We start from the raw sequence: 14921 nt of genomic DNA, 5'->3' as shown, positions 1-14921 counted from the left end.
GTATCTATTTTTGGGAATGGCGGAAGAGGTGGGACTGAATTAATAAAATGAATTCAATGGGTTAAGCCGTCAAACCGCCCACTTTGCGACTACTGTTTTCTTTTGCTTTTTGGCCAAAGTGTCAAACCATTTTTACTGTAGCAAGATGCTTCGCAATGAGGCGCAAAAACAAAAAAAGCCCCTACGGCATTCCGTAGGGGCTTTTGCGTTGAACCAATTCCCGCCAAGCCAGATATCAATCCGCCTTGGCCTTTGCTGTCGCATATTTCACCAGCGCCCCGGCTATAAACCACGACAGAAAAGCCATCAGCAATGAACCGGCAATAATCCGGTCGCGGATTTCTTTCCAGCCTAGCACCTCGATTGGCACGAAATAGAGTGCGAACCCGGCAATCAAGGAAAACACCAGCCGCGCCAGCATATCGCGCATGTTGGTGGGCCTGGAATAAAGCAGCGCGCCAACCGAGCCAAGGAGCGAACCGAATGCTTTATAGACATCGATATCGACAGGCGAAAAATCAATCGCCATGTCGCTCACCACTTCCAGCGTCTTTTTGGGGCGGGGGTTGGCGAACGGGCAACATGCACAACCCTAGCCAGATTGCCCCCATGACGGCCAGTAAAATGAGATCCCACATGCCCCAACATTTCCACCATACCTATGCCGCCAATAAGAGCGAACGCGACCGCGTTGACTGCCTCCAATATCCCCCCATAGAGATAGACAGGAAGCGGCGAAGGAACGCCAACCAGCGTTCCGAACGTTTGGATAAGTCCACAGGTAGCAGAAACCATATAGAGAATTAGCAGTGCAAATTCCCACCGCTCTTTATGCCCCTTGTGGATCGCCAGCACCAACACCGCATCGCATAGAAACGAAACAGCAGAGGGCATGGGAAACCAGATTCCGGTGGGTTTTTCGGCATGCATATAAAGAACCGGGATGGCATAGCACGCCGCAATCAGCAAAACCCACCGCATTGCACGCGGCACAGGTTGAGACGCGATCAGCGATAAGGCGGCCATGATGCCGATTACAGCATGATACCACTGCATATCACCGGCCTCCGCCCAGGATAGTCACATATCCTTCTGGTAGAGCGCTGTCCGCATCGTTCGCTTTTGCAATGGCCGTCGAACGGTCATGGGCGTCATAAACCTTGGCTTCAAAATCACCGACATCACCAATCCAGCGATTAAACTCAGCAATCTGGAGAACGACAGTCCGTCCATCGGCCATACCAGCGGCGGCGCCATCCTCATAGACGGACTTCAGCGCATTGGCGTTTTCGGCAATATCCTTCAACGCCTGCTCGATTGCGGCAAACGCACTGACACCACGTTGAACGATTGCGATCTTCTCTTCCTGCGTTGCCATGGAATTCCCTCTCTATTTCGACGCCGCACCCGGCGCGCCGTAGCTTGTCTTAACTTGATCGTAAAATGACCCGCAGAAATCCGTCCGCCTGTCCGACGCATCGGCGGCAACCTCCCATTTCTCATCCTGTTGTCGGGCGAGATCACCCACTTTGGGAAGGGGTGGTCGCGTCATGTGGGCGCGGCAATAGGTCGGATAATCTGGGAGCTTGGTTGATGCTTGCGCCACAGCCTTCGTGGCCGCAGCGCTGGCGATATCAACGCGCGCGGCGCGATCGCTTAGACATCCGCTCAATATCGGCAGCAGTGTAGCGAGCGCCATCAACGCCATCATCCGCAGCCTGCCTTTCGGCAAGGGCTTTTGCATCGTCTTCATCCTGTTGCATGAGGCTTTGAATATTGCGCTCCGCCATTTGCCGCAGCGCCTCGGCACGGGCGATGTCGGTTTGCAGCTTGGCGAGATCCGCTTTCGCAGCGGCAAGATCAGAGGCGGCGACAAGATCCGCCGTTGCCGCTTTGACCTCTGAGGCAATCCGCCCATCCACGAGCTGCCAGCCAAAAAACGGAACCTTCAGCCCCTCATAAAAGATCGCGGCGATGACGATACCAAACAGCACCGCCAGCGGGATCTTGATAAAGTCAGACAGGGTTGCAAACATCACGCAGAACCCCGCCGTTCCAAATCTGGAATTTCGACCGTCTGCCCCGCCAACGCATGGGTGCAGTCTCCGAGAAACTGAATTTTCCCGTCAACAACAAACGAGTGACAAACCATGGAAACATCCTTGGTTTCGTCATCAAATTCCGCCGGTACGTCGCTCGGCTCTTTCCATGTTATGAGAATGGATGGAGCGAATGTCGGCTTATCCTTGTCGCCATTCCATGACCAACGTGGACCCGGCCCACTGCCAACGGCCACCTGGTGCAATCCATCGCAGCCAGGGCACATGAAGCCGAGGCGACCGCCCTCAATAGATCTGAGTTTTTTGCTGATAGCGGCCATCAAATCTGCCCTCCGGGTGGCGGCGGATAGCCATCGATCCCTTGCAGGATTTCCTTGGCTTTATTCTTGTCACTCCATTCAGCGCCAAACACATAAGCGCCGATGGTAGACCCCATGATCAGATAGGCGCCCTGCGCAAGGTCACGGGCAAGCATGGTGTCCTGTCCGCCGATCAACAGCGCCAGGATAATCCCGGCGCTAAAGGCGAGCGCGAAAAAGACGGCGGCACGGCGATAAATCCAGCTCCGCTCCATCACGTGGCCGCCTTAAGCGCCGCATGGAATTTCTGGCCATAACCAGCAACAACACTGGCACTTTCCGTACCGTTGATAATGCGGCGGGCGTTCACCCAATCGGCCTTGGCGCCCTGGAAGTAATCCGCCAGCTTGACGCCGGTAAACAAACCTTCGCCCATGCCAACAAACAGCACCTTAAGCGCCACATCTTCGCGCATCGCCAGGGCTGGATTGGCCGCCAGATCCACGCCAATGGCACCGCCCAGCTTGATATAATTGACCTTGTGGGTAAGCTGGACATAGCCACGCCCCAACCAGCTCTTGCCATCGGCCCCGATTCGCCAATAGGCCGACTTTACCCAGGGCATCACACCCTTTCCCCAGGATCGATCCAGAATGGCGATAGCCTGTTCGTCCGTCGCCGCACGCGTCTCACGCACCGGCTGCATGGTTTGCGCAGTCTCATGGAATGCCGTCGCCAGCATATAGGCCAGCCAGCGCAGATCGGTCATTGTGCTGGCCTGCCAGGCATCGAGAATGGCCGTGATGCCACTCACCTGATTTTGCGTCAGCGCACCGCCAAACAGCGACGTGCGCACCGCCGCGAAGAATTTCGCGCGATCCATGATCGTTTCCTTTTTTAATCTTTAGAATGCCCGCCAGGGAATAGCTGCGGCTTTGTTGGTCAATATTCCGAAGCTAAGTCGAAAAGGCGCATTCCTATGTTGATTGTGCTGTTTACGCCGATCAGCGCCGTCGCAATGAAAGAAAGAACGTAGGCCGCGACAACAACCCTGCGGACACCTTTCGAGGCATCCCCAATCCGAATCAACCAGACCATCAGCCCGCGCAACATTAACCAGACAAAATCAACCATCAGAATGCCCTTTTGTATCAAGAGGTCAGCACGGTCAGATTGGTATTGCTGCCGTTGTCATTCAGCGCCGTCGTGCAGCCCGTCGCACGGTTTTGCCCGCTGATCTGGTTGGATGTGGCATAGGTCTGAATTCCGATATTCAGGTTGGCAACAATGTTGCCATCACATACGGAATGATCCTGGCCGGTAGAGGTGCTGCTTTCAAAGCGAATGCCGATTGTCGTTCCGACTGCGCCCTGCTGGTTGAAAACCTGATTGCCGATAATCTGGTGTAGGCCGTAACCAATGCCGTACGCCTCCGTCCGCAGCAAATCGATGCCAATGGCATCGCTTGACCCGGAGACCAAATAGATCAGGTTGCTTGTCGCCTGAAGTTGAGCAATATCTGTCGCGTAAATACCGCGCGACCGGGCCGCGATATGGGAGTTGCTGATACTCACCCATGGCTGGACATTTTCGCCAGCGGCGAGATAAGGGCTTACGAAGATACCGTTGGCAAGATTGACCAACCGACTATCGGAAATCGTCAATCCCTCGATCTTCCCAGAGACGTTTATGCCTGTCGCGCACTCCGATGCGTATAGTCGCGCAATCGAGTTATCGAGGCTATCAAGCTGCCCATTCAAGGAATATGCCGTACCGTTGGTACCATCGCCGCGATAGAAAATCCCATCCATCGTCAAATAGCTGGCATTCGTCGTGACAAGACCAGTGCCGAGATATTCACCGCTTGCACGCCCCGCAAAGGATAGGTTTTTTAAAACGCGCTCAAGTCGAATGTTACCGGTGGAAGACAGTTGTTGAACTGTCAAGCCCTTCGAGGCTGCTCCATTGCCACGAAAGCCAAGGTTCTCAACCCGAAAAGTACAAGCGTCTCCCCACCAATTTTCAAGGGACGCCATGCTGTAGTTGAAGATAAGCCCGGTATCGCCAGCCGTCGGATAACTAAAAAGCGAAGTGTTCCTTCCCTCTCCGATGATAACGATGTCTTCTGGATCAGTTACCGTAAACGTGGCGCCATTCATCTGATAGACACCGCGCCGCACCTCTACTTTCTTTTTTTCCGCTATTGCGCTCGTCAATGCGGTAAGATTGGCACTAGCCGAGGCAGAAACGCCACCACTAAACATATCCAGTGTAACAAACGGAAGCCCTATCAGCCTCAGAATTGAAGGTGTAGTAAGGCCGATATTTGTGATGACCTGCTGCTGCTCACTGATAGTCAGGCTTTGGCTTTGGTTATACTTGACTGCACCAACCACTGATGCTGCCGCCGCACTGGCTGCCTCCTCTGCCGCCACTCTTGCTTCATTCGCAGCATCGCGCGCACTTTCAGCTTGTGCGATAAGCTCAGAAATATCCTCATCGATCAACAGCCGGAAACTATCATCATCCTCATCGATAATCCCAAAAACCCACATACCGACGGAAAGCGCGCTGGCATTGGTCCCCTGGTTGGTCTTGATCGTCAGGGCCGCACCTCCATTGAAGGCAACGGTCGCTGGCTCCGAAGTGGTGGATTCGAACAGCCGAAAGCCGATCAGTGCATAGCCGGAAACCCGCCCGCGCGTGATAACGCTGATGGCGTTGGCCGTACCAGCGCCGCTATCGACACCCCAGATAATCCCTGATGGCAAAGGCGCCCGCCACACCCAGCTACCGGAGCCAGAGGCGCCGAGTTTGCGCCAGTATCCATCATTGTCAGAATCATCATCCTGCCAGACAAGGGCAATGACACCCTCGCCATATGCGAGATCTGCATCCAGTTCCGCCTTTGTATCCACGGAAAAGGTCGTGCCCGATACATTCGACAGCGCCTTGACGGCCTCTTGAAGCTCCATGCCCCACACCTGACTTTCGCCCGGCACGATCTGGCGTGGCTGCCCATTGGCAGTGTAACCGGCAAACACAGAGAGCGCCTGTCGCGTGAACATGCGGAAATCCTTCAAAGCTGGAGATATATAGAGAGGGCTTGAGCGACCGGTTAGTCGCTACCTCCGCCGGTATCTGGGATGTAGGCCGAAAGCGTCAGCGCAGCGCCAACTGATCCGTTGGTGACGACGCCGTAGATTTTCCATTCGACTGTGCCGCCACCAGATCCAACGGAGGTCGTGTTTGAAAAGCCAATGGCAACGCCGGGCGAAACCGCTACAGTCTGAAGCACAGTCGGCCCATACATCAGGCGGATGGCCGCAACCCGGAAGTCATTACTGACAACCGACACACTAAGGGTGGCGGTTGTCCCATCGACAGTTATTCCGCCCGACACAAGCGACGGCGCTGGTGGCAACCCGTTATCAACTCCGACGACAAGGCTCGCAGTCGTTGAGAAATCCGAACCTTCTTCATCCTCAAAAACCCGCGCCCGCGCATCAATCGTCTGCCCAAGGATATCGGATGTGAGCGCTACATAAGCGACGCCAGACCGCTCCGTCATCGAGCGCCAGGAGCTTGGCGACCCACCGGAATAGGAGCGGTAATTCACCTCGACAACATCAGGCGACCCTGAGACGGAATAAAGCAACCGCAACTGTCTGGTGCCGTCTGGAGCCGTGGTTTGCACCGCATAAGTCGGCGGCCCCGGTGGATCGATATCGGCCACATAGTTGAGGGCCGGTGTATCTTCCGGGGCGGCGGCTTCATCTGTTGCTGGGTTCCAGGCCGACAATTCAGGCCAGTATTTCCCAGAGATCGAGACCGTGCCGTCATCGTCATTCATTTCCGGTGCGCCCAACTGCATCAGGCGCGGCGTGTCATCATACTCAGTCTGGATCTCAGCATATTGCAGCCCCCACGCCGCCATGCCCACCATCTTCATGGTGGCCGAATAGGTTTCGGCACGCTCAAGAGCAAACAGCCGCCGGGCAATGCGCTGCGCCTGGCTTGCCGAGGGGCAATAAGACAGTTCGACATCGTGAAATTTCTCACCATAGCGCGTGACTTCATCGTCAATCTGCGCCCAGGCGATGCCAGTCATGTCTATTTCCGCGACCTCGAAATCACGCGGTTCGCAATAATATTTCACCCGACAGACGTTGGGACGATCCACCGCCTCCGGTCCGCCGCTCCAGTCATCGGAAACAATATCGTCATCGGTGAAGCTGATTTCCGCAACCGGCGCATCATCAATCATATCGAGATAGATCTTGCCCGCCTGCGTGGTGCGGATCACCAGTCCAGCACTATCCAGCATGCTTTGAACGGTATCGTTGCGCTTATCCTCATAGTTCCACTGCCCCCAAAGCCGAGACCGCTTTTCCGTACCGGTCAGGGTCGCCACATGGGTATCGCACTTGACCGCCGTCAACGTGTTGAGCGTCCAATCCCACATGTCAGGCGAAAACAGCCGCGGATCGCGGCGCATCACATGGATGATGCACCAGACACTATTGTCCGTCCAACGCCACGTCGCGTCATTGGTGGAGTCCTGGCTTTCGTCGGTCGCGTCGTAAACCAGCGATGCCCGGTAAACCACCCGCAGCTCTGGCACGCCGCCTTGATACAGCGAAAGGTATTTCTCTTTTTCCAGGCCCGGGTTGTAAAATGTCGATAGCGTCTGAAAAGTCCGCTCAACCTTATGGGCCGATGTCCATTTGCCAGGAAAGGCCGCAACCAGCGCAGGCCAGGCCGTTTCGCCGCCGCCACCCGCTTTATGCTCAATCTTTGCCCAGCTTGTGCCGTCCGACTTTGGCCACGGCGGCGATGTCACATAGCCGGTATCGTCATCGATCACCACTTCCTTTTCACCAAGGTAATATTCGGTAATTGCATCAATCGGGCCAACGGTATGCCCATTCAACCGCCAGCGGGTTGAGCCATCCGTGTTGCCGTAGAATTTGACGCCAGCGCCTGTCGTGTAGCCGATACCTTCCCGAACCGAGCTTTCCTCGGTCGAATAGGTAGACTTGGCATCGGACGGTTTAACCGACCCCTTCGTTGCAAAAAAACTCGATGCGACAGACCCGGCCACCGCCAGCAGCGCAAGCCCATTGACCGCAACAAAATTGGCCACCGCGCCGGAAACGCCAATCGTGTACAGCGACTGAAAGATGAAGCTGCCCAATGCCGTGCTGATCGGGTCAGCATGGGCTGGCAATGTCAGCGCCAGAACAGCAGCCGAGCCAAGCAGAGTGATTTTCAGGATCTTCATCGGATCGACCAGAACGCCTCGAATGAGCGGATATGCATAAGCCGCGTGCCAAAAGGCTCGCCACGCCAGGCAAACAAATGCGGCTTGACGAAAATCCCGCCGACAACACCGGCAAGATGTGTATTGATAAGCCCGACATCGCCCGGTTCCGGCACCATGCCATCCATGCCGCGCAACAGGCCAAAGTCACCAAGCACATCGGACCAAAGATCCAGCAGCGAGCCGCGTTTTTTGATCAACGCCATCGCCCGTTCCTTGCTTTTCCAGCGCGGACGCTTCACCGTGCGGCCATGCACGGTTTCAATCCATGTCGCTGCAAAGCTGGTGCAATCACTCTTGCCCCACTCGCACGGTGTCGTGCCGGTCGCCTCGATATGCGCCCGCAAAGCATCTTCGATAGAGCCGGTCATGCCTTGATGACCTCATAGATATCGACGCCGCAATATTGCAGGCCCTTATCGCCCGGATAGCGTTTCAACTGGCTTGAATAAGTCCAATATCCGCCAAACGGGAAATTCAGGGTGTGCCAGAGGCTTTCGACAGTAATCCCGATGGTCCGCGTGCCAATGCCTTCGCGATGCACGGAAGGCGCCGAAAACAACCCCGGAAACATCTTTTTCAAGCCACTTGGCCACGCCTCGAATGTTTCTTGATCGATCATCGACCAATAGGCATTGACGCTCAGGCCCTCCAAGATCTTGTGGTTGCTGCGGATATATTTGACAAAATCCGCATTCGCCCCGGCAATGACGATATCGATCTTCGCCGCCTCGCCAAAGCGCGGATCGCGCACCGCGCCAATGCTGACAAGCTGCTGTCCGAGCGGGCTGGAAACACCAACCCACGTATAGCCGCCAATCTCATATTCGCCGGAGCCGTTATGCACCCGCCAGATACGGTCTTCGAGATCGATCTCAAAAAACCACAACCGCGACACATGCGGACGCCGAAGAAATTCCTGATCGGCCTCAGTAAACTGCGCAACCATGATCAATCCGTAAAATAGGCGCGCACATCGTAGTCATAGACTTCGAAGAGCTGCAAAACAGTTTCAGGCATCACATCCACGTCACGCGAATAGCTGGCAAAGGACGTGGAAAAAGGCCGCATAGCCAGCACAGGCACCAGCGTTGCAAGATCGTCCGGCGTCACCGCCCTGCGCAGTTGCGGCCATATCCGGTATTGCCCGGCGGCGATCCGCTGCGTTACCTGATATTTGGCGAAGTGCCCGACAAAGCCGAACTCATCACCCATATCGAGCTGACCGCCCCAAAAGCTATCGGACAGAGTGATGATCGTCGCACCCCTGGCAGCAGCCGCCCCGACACTCACCAGCGGATATTGCGCCGCCCAATTCTCGCCATTCGACCAAGGCTCATCATTCGACCAAGGCAAGCCGTCGCGCATCTGCTCGACAGAGTAAGAGATTCCGGCCTCTTCCAGGCTCATGCCGTCAGCATCGTGCCAGGCCAGCCGCACGGCATTGGCACCGGCATGCAGCGCGGTAATCATCCCGCGCAACCGCCGCGCCATTCGCCCCTGGCAGGCGGGGAGCGTCACGGAATAGCCCCAGCCACCCAGCGGACTGGCAAATGTCTGTGGCACACCGTTGGTGCTGGCATTCGAGCCGGAATTGACGCTTTCCGGCCCGCTGGACGGTTCCCAGCTACGAATACCAAGTCCAACAGGCCAATCGATCAGGCGCGCCATCAGATGTATTTCCGCTTATTGCTAAAGTTTTGTGCGGCAACCGCCCGCTTTTCAATCGAACCATCCACCTTTTTCAAGGCAGCCTCGATCCGGGAAACAGCACCCTGATCAGCGCCCCGCGCATCGATAGAGTAGTAACGGTCACCGCCGCCACTACTCTTGCTTTTGCGCGGGTCATGGATATCGACCTGCTCAGTCGGGCTTTTGCGAAACGCCACTACTTGGCTGTCAATCCCCGCACCATTGCCCCCCGGCATGATCGTGCCGCCATTGGCAAAGCCGGTCAGGCCGGAAAACAGGCCCTTGAGCAGCGATCCACCAACCCCGCCGCCGCCGCCCATTGTGCCGATAAGCGATTGCGCCAGCGATGAAAGGATGCCCTTGGCAACATCGCCCCAGCTCTTTGTGCCTTTGATCGCATCCGCCAGCCCGGAACCGATGGACGAAAAAGCATTATCCATGTTCTTCGCCAAGCCAGATCCTGCTGTGTCGATATTCGACAATGCGCCGGAAACACCATTGGCGACATCCGTTGCAGAGGATACGGCTTGCCCTTTGCCGTTGGCGATACCATCACCAAGGCCCTGCGTGATATATTCGCCAAGTGTGGTCATCACGCGCGAAGGCGAGTTGATGTCAAAGAATTCCGTGAAGGTGCTCTTGATGCCACTGGCAATACTGGTCACGCTTTCCTTGACCGATTGCCACTTGTTCTGAATGCCTTGCCAAAGCCCGGCCATGATCTGCTCGCCAATCACCACCATTTCAGCGCCCAGGTTGACGAATGTCGAAAGGATCTGCGATCCAAAGGTTGCCATGGATGCGCCGATAGACTGCACCCCAGCAATGATTGCTGCCTTGGCGCCAGGGAAAATTACCTCGGCAATATTGAGCCATAGATCCGCGAAGTTATGGGCAATCTGCTGTATGGCGGTAAATGCCCCGGCAAAATCCCCGGTAAACAGCGCGACAATACCGGCAACAATCGAGTGCGCATTGGCGTTCAACGCTGTCAACGTCGCGCTGATCACACCAATTGCGCCCTCGACAATCGCGCCAATGGTCGGAAATTGCGTCTTGATCGTATCCCAATTGGTGTAAACCGCCACAGCCGCCGCCGCCAATGCTGCGGCACCAGCCACCGCCAACGCAATCGGTGCGCCAATAGCGGCAATCACCGCAACGACAGCGCCGATACCAACCGCAACAGGACCGAGAACCGCAGCGAGTGCAGCGACCGCCGTTCCCCATTTCAGGATTTCCGGGTTGGTTTCCGCCAGTTTCGCAACCCAATCCGCAAGCGACTTTACCATTTCCGTCAGCAACGAGAGTAAGCCGCTATTGGCAATGGCAATCTGCAAACTTTCGAAGGCGCCGCCCAACTGCTCCAATTCGCCATTGAAGCCTTTCAACCGCGCCGCGGCCTGATCGGCAGCAGAGGCCTTAGCAATCTTTGCTTTCAGCTCATCAATACCCTTGCCCCCGGTCTTCATCAGCATGATGGCCGTCCGCATACCATCAACGCCAAAAAGATCATTCATGGCCTCGATGAGCCCTTCATCAGACAGGCCCGACATCTTGGTTTTTAGCTGTTCCGCGATAGCGGACATGTCTTTCATCGAGCCGTTAGCCTCGAAAAACTCCAAGCCCAACTGACGCATGGTGGCTCTTGCCGTTTTGGACTTTGGTACCAGCGAGGTGATAAATGTTTTGAAGGATGTACCAGCATCAGAGCCGCTAGAAAAAGCCGAGCTGGTGGCCGCAATTGATGCATTGAAATCATCAAAAGAGACACCAAGGCTGCCAGCCGCGCCGCCAGCCTGCGCTATTGCAAGACGATAGTCGTCAAAGCCAAATTTCGATTGCAGCAGAACGCCGGTTATCCCATCGATAACCGGATTCAGATCCTTGGCGTTTTTCCCGAAATTCATCATCACGTCAGTAACAAGGTCAGCAGATGCCGCCAGCTCCCCGCCGGATGCCGCCGCCAGCTTCATGCTGGCCTGCACCGCCCCACCCATGATCTGGCTGGCAGTCAAGCCATTCTTCGCCAGCATTTCCATAGCATTGGCGGCCTCAGAGGCGGAAAAGGTGGTGTCCGCACCTAGCTTGATTGCCATCTTTTGCATGTCGGCAATCTCTGCTGCCGTCGCACCGGTCGCAGCCTCAACGCGGTTCATCGCCGCCTGAAAATCCCCCGCCGTCTTAACAGTCAAGGTGCCAAAGGCCGCAATCGGCGCCGTCAACCCGACAGACAAGGTCTTGCCGACCGACTCCATCGACTTGCCCAGCCCCTTCATGCTCTTCATGGTACTGGCAAGCCCCTTTTCAAAGGCCGCTGTATCCAGTCCGAGCGTGACGCGCAGAGCGCCAATCACAGCATTTGCCATCAGGATTTACCCTTTACCCAAGCCCGCGCCTTATCCAGCATCGCGCGCCAATCGTTTTTGGTAGCAGCCGCAGGCGGTGCCTCCGACTTTTTGCTTTCGATGATTTTCAGTTTTGGGAATTCCCTGGACTTTTGCGGCGCATAGGCAGTCAGAAACGCCGTTGTATGCGCCAGCCACGCCCGCTGATCATGCTCGAAAAGCCGCCGATCCCGACAGGCTTTGAAGACAATCATGATATCGCGCAACGTCATGTCCCAGAAGTCTCCGGGCCGTTGCCCGGCCTCAACCCATGCGCGGTACAGGTTAAGCCAGTCTAGCGGCTTGGATTCTTCGTCCTTGCCGCCCTCGACTTTCCCGGCGCACCATCCTTTTCAGCGGCAGCCTTCGGCATAGACGCATTGATGGTTTCGCCAATGATCGTCGCGGCATCCTTGAGATCGATGCTCGACATGATCTCTCCAGCAGCGTCATGCGTAAGTCCAGGCTTGCAACGGCAAAGCGCGGCGCGAAAAATAGAACGAAGAAACGCCATGGAAATCGTTTCATTCTGCACCCTTTCCGCAAATTCCCGCAGGATCGCCCCCATGGGCTTGCCCAGCTCTTCCTCAAGCTCACACCATTCATTTGCGGCCAGACGGAACTCCATCTGCTCGCCATTGATGCTGCGGGTGATCGTGCCTCTGATAGGATTACTCATGCCACCCTCACGCTACATCAGCGGTTGCAGCCGAGGTGACGGACGTTTCAAAGTCGTCATTCTCCCCCTTCACCGTGCAGGTCACAGGGCTGCCGATATCTGCCGTAACTGGCACATAGGTCGAACTGGTCGCACCACTGACCGCCGTCCCATCCACCTTCCACTGATAGGTTTGCTCCATGGCTCCAGCCCATACGCCCGGATCAAGCGTCAAAGGCGCGCCAACGGTCGGCGTGCCGACCACAGCAGGCGCAACAATGGAGCGCGGCGCGGTAGCGCCGGTCAGCACCGGTTCGCCGGAAACCTTGAAGGTTACGGTCACGGTCTGCTTGTCGCCAAGCGAAGCGCTGATTTCGTAACCGGTGCGCTTGCCCTTGAAGATAAGCTGATGACCGCTCGGAAAGGTGATGTAGACCCACTTCGACTTGTTGCGTGAGGCCCGCAGATAAACGTCCGAAGCCGATCCGGCGACATAATTCATGTCGAAGGAAAAATCGCCGCCATCAGTCAGACCGTCAATGAATTCGCGGTAGCGGTTGGCACTTTGCTGGTGCGTTACATCCACCGTGTCGGTGGTTTCGCTTGGCGGGGTGATATCCGTCACCTCGGCAAGATAGGTCCGCGTGGCGGGCGTTGCCTCATCCGCCATTTCGACAACAAGGCCGAGGGCGATTTGTGCCTCAGATGCAGGCATGTCAGTATCCTTTCGAGTTATCGGCTATGCCAGATGAAAAGGTCGATGGAGTTCCGATAGAGCAGAGCCGCCCCGGCGGTCGAAACGGGCAAATAGTCCCGTATGGTGTCGATGATCGCGCTATGGATCTTTACGCCCGCCTGTCTATGGCGAGCCTTTTCCAGCACTTCGAAAGCCGCCATGCTGATTGCCTTTGAGGCGCTGGCACTTTCGGCATAGCCATCGAGCTGCAAGCGGGATTGCGCCCAGCCAGTGCGCCCGGATTGCGCCATGTCCACGGTTGCGCTCGCCAAGGTCAAAATCAGGTAAGGCCGGGTTTCCGTTTGCGGCAACCTGCCCCAATGGACACGACTGGAGATCAGGCTGGACAGCTTCGCGTCCGCCAGCAGAAAGGCCGTAACAGCCTCTTCCATACGTCACCTTTTATTTTTGAGCTTTATCGCACGCCGCGCTGCACGCTGCGCAGCCTTGTTGATGCTGGTCCAAAGGCCGGAAATGATCTGGTCAAGCGCCCGGTCTTTTCCACTGTCCCAGGCAGGCCTCAAAAACGGCTCCGCCGCCTGTTCATCATTCCCGAACTCGACCTGCACCCCAGCCGGATCACTGACGCCGACATGGACTTCAACTGGACTTTGCTTCTGAAAAAGCGTCGCCTGGCGCTTGGTCAACTTTGTCCCAACGCCAACATTTTCATAGAGCGCCATGGTCAGGATCGGCGCTTTCGCCGCCGCTGCATCGGCAATCGGCTTGCCCGCATCGCGCAAGACTTTCGTCGTGATCCGCTTGCCCGTCGAAGCCGTCATTTCCGAAAGTGCCGCCTCAAGCTCTTTCAGTCCCTCGACCTTGAATGTCACCTTGGACATATCTCACTCCGCAACCGCCACGCAGTCGAGATCAAGGCCAACCCGGCGCCCGATCTCTCTAATGTCTTTAATCTCGTAAAGCGCACCATCATACCGAACCCGATCCTTGAGGCTCAGACCAGGACGGTGGCGAATGCGAAAGGTTAGTGGACGTGTGCCGCTCATCTGCTGCGCTTGCACAACCTCAGTTCCCTTGTTGACTGTTTTACCAGCCCAGACCGTCTTTATCCCAACCCATTCCAAAATCGGCTGGTTGAGGGCATCGCGCCCGGTCTCGGTTTCCCGCAGCAGCGTGATGCGCCGGTCAAGCTTCCCGGCTCGCATCAAACACCTACCCGTCGCACGGTCGCCAAAAGCGCCTGCGCACTGACAGAAATCGGCAGTTGCGAGATCAAGTTACTGATTACGATATTTTCCCGGTTCTCGTACCAGGCCCCAATCATCAGCTTTGCCGCGTGGATGATATTCGCAGGCACCTCCGCCGCCGTATCGCCGTACCCGCAAACCATATCTACCTGCACAGCATCGCCGCGATCATATAGCGATGGCCCGGAAAAGCTGTCGAACCACCGGACAAACGATCCACAAGCCCCTTCCAGCACCTGATATTGGCTTTCCGGCAAAATCTGCTCTACATCGTCATCATCCCGATATCGAACGATGACACTGGAAACATCAGGAAACGGCAAATCCAACCGACATGACGGCCACCCATAGAGGCTATAGCGCCACGTCTGCGTGATCATGCACCGGCCAAGAACACCGGAATATCCATCCAGATACGTTTCCGCGACCGCAATCAACGCCTGGAGCAGATCGTTTTCCGCATCGTCATCCTCTTCGATCCGCAGATGTTCCTTGATCTCACTCAGCGTCAGGATAGACGCCGCCGGAGCAACAATGCGTTTCGGAACAAGCATGACA

The 14921-nt window shown here is 56.1% G+C and carries 21 protein-coding genes; all 21 read right to left on the bottom strand.

Translation table 11 applies throughout. The features are described 5' to 3' along the window. Positions 1-235: 235 nt before the first annotated feature. Positions 236-529: a hypothetical protein gene (locus AVI_RS22570; protein WP_012654432.1), complete on the bottom strand. Its 294-nt coding sequence runs from the start codon at positions 527-529 to the stop codon at positions 236-238. Between the two features lie 5 nt (positions 530-534). Then, on the bottom strand, positions 535-1056 hold the full coding sequence (locus AVI_RS22565; protein WP_012654431.1) for a hypothetical protein: 522 nt from the start codon (positions 1054-1056) through the stop codon (positions 535-537). Position 1057: 1 nt separating this feature from the next. After that, positions 1058-1378, bottom strand: a complete 321-nt coding sequence (locus tag AVI_RS22560; protein ID WP_012654430.1) for a hypothetical protein — start codon at positions 1376-1378, stop codon at positions 1058-1060. A 256-nt stretch (positions 1379-1634) separates the two neighbouring features. Beyond that, positions 1635-2039: a hypothetical protein gene (locus tag AVI_RS22555; RefSeq protein WP_139192506.1), complete on the bottom strand. Its 405-nt coding sequence runs from the start codon at positions 2037-2039 to the stop codon at positions 1635-1637. Next, positions 2036-2380 carry a ubiquitination-like system serine protease family protein gene (locus AVI_RS22550; RefSeq protein ID WP_041698713.1) on the bottom strand — a complete coding sequence of 115 codons (345 nt, stop codon included), beginning with the start codon at positions 2378-2380 and terminating at the stop codon, positions 2036-2038. The genes AVI_RS22555 and AVI_RS22550 overlap by 4 nt, the downstream gene beginning before the upstream one ends. Continuing rightward, positions 2380-2634 carry a hypothetical protein gene (locus AVI_RS22545; protein ID WP_041698712.1) on the bottom strand — a complete coding sequence of 85 codons (255 nt, stop codon included), beginning with the start codon at positions 2632-2634 and terminating at the stop codon, positions 2380-2382. The genes AVI_RS22550 and AVI_RS22545 overlap by 1 nt, the downstream gene beginning before the upstream one ends. Then, a complete protein-coding gene (locus AVI_RS22540) occupies positions 2634-3242 on the bottom strand; it encodes a glycoside hydrolase family 19 protein (RefSeq protein WP_012654428.1) in 609 nt (202 codons plus the stop codon). The genes AVI_RS22545 and AVI_RS22540 overlap by 1 nt, the downstream gene beginning before the upstream one ends. Before the next feature lie 59 nt (positions 3243-3301). Beyond that, a complete protein-coding gene (locus AVI_RS22535) occupies positions 3302-3493 on the bottom strand; it encodes a hypothetical protein (RefSeq protein ID WP_139192505.1) in 192 nt (63 codons plus the stop codon). Between the two features lie 17 nt (positions 3494-3510). Next, a complete protein-coding gene (locus tag AVI_RS22530; protein ID WP_041698707.1) occupies positions 3511-5427 on the bottom strand; it encodes a hypothetical protein in 1917 nt (638 codons plus the stop codon). 50 nt (positions 5428-5477) lie between these two features. Beyond that, positions 5478-7643: a phage tail protein gene (locus AVI_RS22525; protein ID WP_012654426.1), complete on the bottom strand. Its 2166-nt coding sequence runs from the start codon at positions 7641-7643 to the stop codon at positions 5478-5480. Next, the gene (locus AVI_RS22520; RefSeq protein WP_041698705.1) at positions 7640-8053 is read right to left on the bottom strand and encodes a DUF6950 family protein; all 414 of its coding nucleotides are present in this window, start codon (positions 8051-8053) and stop codon (positions 7640-7642) included. The genes AVI_RS22525 and AVI_RS22520 overlap by 4 nt, the downstream gene beginning before the upstream one ends. Continuing rightward, entirely contained in the window at positions 8050-8631 is a 582-nt protein-coding gene (locus AVI_RS22515) for a hypothetical protein (protein ID WP_012654424.1), read from the bottom strand. Before AVI_RS22515 ends, AVI_RS22520 begins: the two co-directional genes overlap by 4 nt. A gap of 2 nt (positions 8632-8633) precedes the next feature. Further along, positions 8634-9353 carry a hypothetical protein gene (locus tag AVI_RS22510; RefSeq protein WP_012654423.1) on the bottom strand — a complete coding sequence of 240 codons (720 nt, stop codon included), beginning with the start codon at positions 9351-9353 and terminating at the stop codon, positions 8634-8636. Next, entirely contained in the window at positions 9353-11743 is a 2391-nt protein-coding gene (locus AVI_RS29280) for a phage tail tape measure protein (protein ID WP_049777373.1), read from the bottom strand. The genes AVI_RS22510 and AVI_RS29280 overlap by 1 nt, the downstream gene beginning before the upstream one ends. After that, a complete protein-coding gene (locus tag AVI_RS22500; protein ID WP_012654421.1) occupies positions 11743-11994 on the bottom strand; it encodes a hypothetical protein in 252 nt (83 codons plus the stop codon). The genes AVI_RS29280 and AVI_RS22500 overlap by 1 nt, the downstream gene beginning before the upstream one ends. A gap of 62 nt (positions 11995-12056) precedes the next feature. Next, positions 12057-12440: a hypothetical protein gene (locus AVI_RS22495; RefSeq protein ID WP_012654420.1), complete on the bottom strand. Its 384-nt coding sequence runs from the start codon at positions 12438-12440 to the stop codon at positions 12057-12059. 7 nt (positions 12441-12447) lie between these two features. Then, the gene (locus tag AVI_RS22490) at positions 12448-13134 is read right to left on the bottom strand and encodes a phage tail tube protein (protein ID WP_012654419.1); all 687 of its coding nucleotides are present in this window, start codon (positions 13132-13134) and stop codon (positions 12448-12450) included. Positions 13135-13151: 17 nt separating this feature from the next. Further along, on the bottom strand, positions 13152-13547 hold the full coding sequence (gene gp17, locus AVI_RS22485; RefSeq protein ID WP_012654418.1) for a tail completion protein gp17: 396 nt from the start codon (positions 13545-13547) through the stop codon (positions 13152-13154). 3 nt (positions 13548-13550) lie between these two features. After that, on the bottom strand, positions 13551-13997 hold the full coding sequence (locus AVI_RS22480; protein WP_012654417.1) for an HK97-gp10 family putative phage morphogenesis protein: 447 nt from the start codon (positions 13995-13997) through the stop codon (positions 13551-13553). Between the two features lie 3 nt (positions 13998-14000). After that, positions 14001-14321 carry a phage head closure protein gene (locus tag AVI_RS22475; protein ID WP_012654416.1) on the bottom strand — a complete coding sequence of 107 codons (321 nt, stop codon included), beginning with the start codon at positions 14319-14321 and terminating at the stop codon, positions 14001-14003. Then, complete coding sequence (locus tag AVI_RS22470; protein ID WP_012654415.1) at positions 14321-14917, bottom strand: head-tail connector protein; 597 nt, start codon at positions 14915-14917, stop codon at positions 14321-14323. Before AVI_RS22470 ends, AVI_RS22475 begins: the two co-directional genes overlap by 1 nt. Positions 14918-14921: the final 4 nt, after the last annotated feature.

This window comes from Allorhizobium ampelinum S4, from assembly GCF_000016285.1.
GTDB lineage: Bacteria > Pseudomonadota > Alphaproteobacteria > Rhizobiales > Rhizobiaceae > Allorhizobium > Allorhizobium ampelinum.
Note: the sequence above shows the minus strand (reverse complement) of the source record. Positions and strands in the feature narration are given on the sequence as shown.